Source organism: Stenotrophomonas sp. AGC87, from assembly GCF_057333975.1.
On record NZ_JBHFHW010000024.1, the window covers coordinates 1 to 5458 of the forward strand.

5 protein-coding genes and 1 pseudogene are annotated in these 5458 nt (G+C 67.8%); all 6 read left to right on the plus strand.

The genetic code is table 11. The features are described from left to right. Positions 1-167: 167 nt before the first annotated feature. Positions 168-1190 carry a UDP-3-O-(3-hydroxymyristoyl)glucosamine N-acyltransferase gene (gene lpxD, locus ACE026_RS08910; protein ID WP_259260139.1) on the plus strand — a complete coding sequence of 341 codons (1023 nt, stop codon included), beginning with the start codon at positions 168-170 and terminating at the stop codon, positions 1188-1190. Continuing rightward, on the plus strand, positions 1187-1642 hold the full coding sequence (gene fabZ, locus ACE026_RS08915) for a 3-hydroxyacyl-ACP dehydratase FabZ (protein WP_019184406.1): 456 nt from the start codon (positions 1187-1189) through the stop codon (positions 1640-1642). The genes lpxD and fabZ overlap by 4 nt, the downstream gene beginning before the upstream one ends. A gap of 19 nt (positions 1643-1661) precedes the next feature. Further along, positions 1662-2453: an acyl-ACP--UDP-N-acetylglucosamine O-acyltransferase gene (gene lpxA / locus ACE026_RS08920; protein WP_486038722.1), complete on the plus strand. Its 792-nt coding sequence runs from the start codon at positions 1662-1664 to the stop codon at positions 2451-2453. Positions 2454-2557: 104 nt separating this feature from the next. Continuing rightward, positions 2558-3730, plus strand: a pseudogene (gene lpxB, locus ACE026_RS08925) (lipid-A-disaccharide synthase); the annotation flags it as partial. After that, complete coding sequence (locus tag ACE026_RS08930) at positions 3727-4389, plus strand: ribonuclease HII (RefSeq protein ID WP_486038723.1); 663 nt, start codon at positions 3727-3729, stop codon at positions 4387-4389. The pseudogene lpxB and the gene ACE026_RS08930, both read left to right, overlap by 4 nt. A gap of 600 nt (positions 4390-4989) precedes the next feature. Then, positions 4990-5458 (plus strand): PHP domain-containing protein (locus tag ACE026_RS08935; RefSeq protein ID WP_486038724.1); only part of this gene is annotated, 469 nt, incomplete at its 3' end.

Genomic DNA, 5458 nt, shown 5'->3' on the forward strand with positions numbered 1-5458 from the left:
CCCCCCACGAGCCCCCAAGGATGGGTTTACGGCGCGTCCTGGCCAGGGCTGCCCGTCACGACCCCGCGCGATGGCAACCAAGGCGCCGGAGCCGCAACAAACCGACCAACACACCCAAAACCCCCGCCCCGCATGACCGTTTCGGCAGCACACGGTAAACTCCCCCGGTGAACACTCCTACCTATACCGCCCAGCAACTCGCCGAGCAGTTTGGCCTGCAGGTCCATGGTGATGGCAGCACCGCCATCCATGGCGTGGCTACGCTCGCCCATGCCGGCCCCGGCCAGCTCACCTTCCTGGCCAATCCGCGCTACCGCGCGCAGCTGGCCGACAGCCAGGCGGCCATCGTCGTGCTGCGCGCCGAGGATGCCGAGGCCGCGCCCGGCGCCGCCCTGGTCGCCAAGGACCCGTACACCACGTTCGCCAAGATCGCCGCCCTGTTCGACATCGCACCGCCGCGCGCCCCGGGCATCCACCCCAGCGCCTGCATCGATCCGGACGCCCAGGTCGCCGCCAGCGCCCACATCGGCCCGTTCGTCACCATCGGTGCGCGCAGCGTCGTCGGTGAGAACTGCATCGTCGGCCCCGGCAGCATCATCGGCGAAGACTGCACCCTGGAGACCGGCTGCGAACTGATCGCCCGCGTGACCCTGGTCACCCGCGTCAAGCTCGGCAAGCGCGTGCGCATCCATCCCGGCGCCGTGCTGGGTGCCGACGGCTTCGGCCTGGCCATGGATGCCGGCCACTGGATCAAAGTGCCCCAGCTCGGCGGCGTGCGCATCGGCGACGACTGCGAAATCGGCGCCAACACCTGCGTGGATCGCGGCGCCCTGGAAGACACCGTGCTCGAGAACGACGTGCGCCTGGACAACCTCGTGCAGGTCGCCCACAACGTCCAGATCGGCGCCCATTCGGCCATCGCCGGCTGCACTGGCATCGCCGGCAGCGCCAAGATCGGCCGCTACTGCCTGCTGGGCGGCGCCGTCGGCGTCGTCGGTCACCTCGAAATCTGCGACAAGGTCGTCATCACCGGCAAATCGGTGGTGCGCAACTCCATTCATGAGCCGGGCGAGTATTCCTCCGGCACCCCACTGACCGACAACCGCACGTGGCGTAAGAATGCCGCGCGCTTCAAGCAGCTCGATGCGCTCGCCCGGCGCATCCTGTCTGTGAGCAAGGAGAAGGAATGAGCAACAACCAGAATCTGCCGGACATCAACCAGATCCAGCAGTTGATCCCGCACCGCTATCCGTTCCTGCTGGTGGACAAGGTGATCTCGCTCGATTTCGAGAACCGGAAGATCGTCGCCACCAAGAACGTCAGCATCAACGAGCCGTTCTTCCAGGGCCACTTCCCGGGCCAGCCGATCATGCCCGGCGTGCTGATCATCGAAGCCATGGCCCAGGCCGGCGGCGTGCTGACCCAGCTCACCCTGGGCCGCGATGCGCAGTCCAAGCTGTTCTACATGGTCAAGGTCGACAAGGCGCGCTTCAGCAAGCAGGTCGTGCCCGGCGACGTGCTGGAAATGCACGTGGAGATCAAGCGCGTGATCCGCAACATGGCGGTGTACGACTGTGTGGCCAAAGTCGATGGCGAAATCGTCGCCTGCGCCGAAGTGCTGTGCGCCGGCACCCGCGAATGATCCAGGCAGGAGATCTGCAATGAGTGACAACGCCCCTCTCATCCACCCCACCGCGGTCATCGACCCGTCGGCGACGCTGGCTGCGGATGTGCGCGTGGGTGCGTTCTGCCTGATCGGTGCGGACGTGGAGATCGGTGCCGGCACCGAGATCGGTCCGCACTGCTCGATCCACGGCCCGACCCGGATCGGCCGCAACAACCGTTTCATCGGCCATGCCGCGATCGGTGGCGAGCCGCAGGACAAAAAGTACAAGGCCGAACGCACGGAACTGGTGATCGGTGACGACAACGTCATCCGTGAATTCGTCACCATCAACCGCGGCACCACCGGTGGCGGCGGCATCACCACCGTCGGCAACGACAACTGGATGCTCGCCTACACCCACGTGGCGCATGACTGCCACGTTGGCGACCACTGCGTGTTCTCCAACAACACCACGCTGGCCGGCCACGTCACCGTGGGCGACTACGTGATCATCAGCGGCTTCGCCGGTGCGCATCAGTTCTGCCGCATCGGTGCCCACGCCTTCCTCGGCATGGGCGCGCTGACCAACGGCGACGTTCCTCCGTTCACCATGGTCGGCAGCGATACCCTGGGCCGCCCGCGCGGCATCAACAGCGAAGGCCTCAAGCGCCGCGGCTTCGATGCCGAGCGCATCGCCAGCATCAAGCGCGCCTACCGCACGCTGTACGTGGCCGGCCTGCCGCTGGCCGAAGCCAAGGTGCAGCTGGCCGAGCAGGCCACCCACAGCGCCGACGTGAAGGACCTGCTGGACTTCATCGAAAGCGCCGAGAGGCCCTTGCTGCGATGACGGGTCAAGGCGGGCACACCCCGGGCATGACGACCGCCGAGATCATTCCGCTCGCTGCGATGGCGACCAGCGTTGAACAGACGCTGGCGCTGCGCACCTCCGACCGCCCGGTGCGGATCGCCCTGGGCGCCGGTGAAGCCTCCGGCGACCTGCTCGGTGCCGGCCTGATCCGCGAATTGCGCCTGCGCTTCCCGAATGCCGAGTTTGCCGGCATCGGCGGCGATGCCATGCGCAGCGCCGGCTGCCAGACCTGGTTCGATGCCAGCGAACTGGCGGTGATGGGCCTGACCGAAATCCTGCGCCACCTGCCGCGCCTGCTCAAACTGCGCCGCGAGTTCCGCGCGCGTGCGTTGGAGTGGCAGCCGGATGTGTTCATCGGCATCGACGCGCCCGACTTCAACCTCGGCGTCGAGCGCTGGCTGAAAGAACGCGGCGTCCGCACCGTCCATTACGTCAGCCCCTCGGTCTGGGCCTGGCGCGAAAAACGTGCCGAGAAAATCGGGGCCAGCGCCGACCTGGTGCTGTGCCTGTTCCCGATGGAACCACCGATCTACGCCAAGCACGGCATCGACGCCCGCTTCGTGGGCCATCCGATGGCCGATGACATCCCGCTGCACAATGATCGCGAACAGGCGCGTGCCGAGCTCGGCCTGCCCTCCAACGCGAAGGTGCTGGCGGTACTCCCCGGCAGCCGCCTGGGGGAAATCAGCAAGCTCGGCGAACCGTTCTTCGAAGCGGCCTGGCAGGTCTCCGAACGCATCCCCGGCCTGCACGTGGTGGTTCCGGCCGCCAACGCCGCCTGCCGCACCCTGATCAGCGAGCAACTTTCCGCCTCGGCGTTGCCGGTTGCCCATTCGCACCTGCTCGACGGCAACGCGCGCACCGCGATGATCGCCGCCGACGTGGTCGTGCTCGCCTCCGGCACCGCCACCCTGGAGACGATGCTGGTCAAACGCCCGATGGTGGTCGGCTACCGCGTGGCCGAGCTCACCTACCGCATCGTCAAGGCGCTGGGGCTGCTCAAGGTCGACCGCTTCGCCCTGCCCAACATCCTTGCCGGCAAGGACCTCGCTCCGGAACTGATGCAGCACGACTGCATCCCGGACAAACTGGCCGCCGCCATCCTGCAGTGGTTCGACCACCCCCAGCGCGTGACCGACCTGCAGGACACGTACGAGCGCCTGCACCTGCAGTTGCGGCGCGACGCCTCCGCACGTGCCGCCGACGCCGTCACCGAGCTGCTCGAACGCGGCTCCCATCACGGCCGCACCGCATGAGCCGCCGCCACGCCGCAGCCGCCTCCCTGGCCCTGTTCGACGGCGCCGCCCTGGCCACCGTCGCCCCGCGCTACGTGGCCGGTGTCGATGAAGCCGGACGCGGCCCGCTTGCCGGCCCGGTCGCCGTCGCCGCCGTGGTGTTCTGCCCCGACCGCCCGCGCCTCAACGGCCTGGACGACTCCAAGCAGCTCACCGCGGCCCGCCGTGACCAGCTCTACGACAAGATCCTCGACCGCGCCCTGGCCTGGCACGTGGTGATGGTGGACGTCGGCGAAATCGACGCCCTCAACATCTACCAGGCCACGATGCTCGGCATGCGCCGCGCCGTCGAAGGCGTCGCCCACGTCGCCCAGTTCGCCCGCATCGACGGCAACGTCGTCCCCAAAGGCCTGCCCTGCCCGGCCCAGGCCCTGATCGGCGGCGACGCCCTCGACCGCGCCATCATGGCCGCCTCGATCCTCGCCAAAGTCAGCCGCGACCGCTTCATGCAGACCCTGCACGACGCCCACCCCGAATACGGCTTCGACCAGCACAAAGGCTACGGCACCCCCGCCCACCTCGCCGCCCTGCGCAGCCACGGCCCCTGCCCCCAGCACCGCCGCAGCTTCGCCCCCGTCCGCGCGTGCCTGGAACCCGACCGCAGCAGCCTTCCCGCCTGAGCGCTGCGATGGCCGGACCGCCCGGCATGGCATGACACCCCTGGGCACACGGCGATTGTCAGCTCGTCCGCATCAACGATGTCGAAAGGTTGGCGGTTGCTCGCTCCCGAGTACCAGATATCTCTCGAAGGATGACGGTTGCCTGCCTCTGCGCACCAGCACCCTCTCGAAAGATCGGCTGTTGCTCACCCCAACGAACCGGCTATCTGTCGAAGGAGCGCTGTCGCCTGCCCCAACGCACCGGCTATCTGTCGAAGGAGCGCTGTCGCCTGCCCCAACGCACCGGCCATCTGTCGAAGGGGTGGCGGGGGTAGAGGCGCGGGACCGTTAGGCAGCATGGATGCTGCCTACGAGCTTACACGGACGTATTCCCCCCCCCCCCCCCCCCCCCCCCCCCCCCGCCCCAGCCCGCAGCACCACAGAGCCCACCGCTCCTGCACGTGCCCCACCAGCTCCACGCGCCGCAATCGCCGAAAACCGCTGCAACCGCCGAAGCAAACCTGAACCCCAGCGCCAACCCGCGCCCCCGCAACACCCCTGTCAAGCCTTGTTAGCGACCACCGCCACCGCTACCCTGACCGGGCATCACATTGGTTCGGCATGTCCACTTCCCGTTTCGTACATCTCCACGTCCACACCGAATTTTCGCTGGCGGATTCGACCATCCGTGTCCCGGCGAAGCCGGATCAGGCTGACCCGAAGAAAGCAAAGCAGGCCAACCTGCTCAGCCGCGCGGTCGAACTGAAGCTGCCCGCACTGGCAGTGACGGATCTCAACAACCTGTTCGCGCTGGTCAAGTTCTACAAAGCCGCCGAAACCGTGGGCATCAAGCCCATCGCCGGCGCGGACATCATGATCGCCGAAGAAGGCATGACGCCCTGGCGCATGACCCTGCTCTGCCGCGACCGCGAAGGCTACCTCAGCCTCTCCAGGCTGCTGACCCGCGCCTGGATGGAAGGCCATCGCCCCGAAGGCGGCGTCGCCGTGCACCCGGACTGGCTCAAAGCCGGCTGCCACAACCTGTTCGCACTGGCCGGCCGCGACAGCCTCGCCGGCCGCCTCGCCGGCG

Coding starts and splice junctions, on each gene's coding strand:
- fabZ (WP_019184406.1), top strand. CDS start 1,187: ATGAGCAACAACCAGAATCTGCCGGACATCAACCAGATCCAGCAGTTG.
- lpxA (WP_486038722.1), top strand. CDS start 1,662: ATGAGTGACAACGCCCCTCTCATCCACCCCACCGCGGTCATCGACCCG.
- ACE026_RS08930 (WP_486038723.1), top strand. CDS start 3,727: ATGAGCCGCCGCCACGCCGCAGCCGCCTCCCTGGCCCTGTTCGACGGC.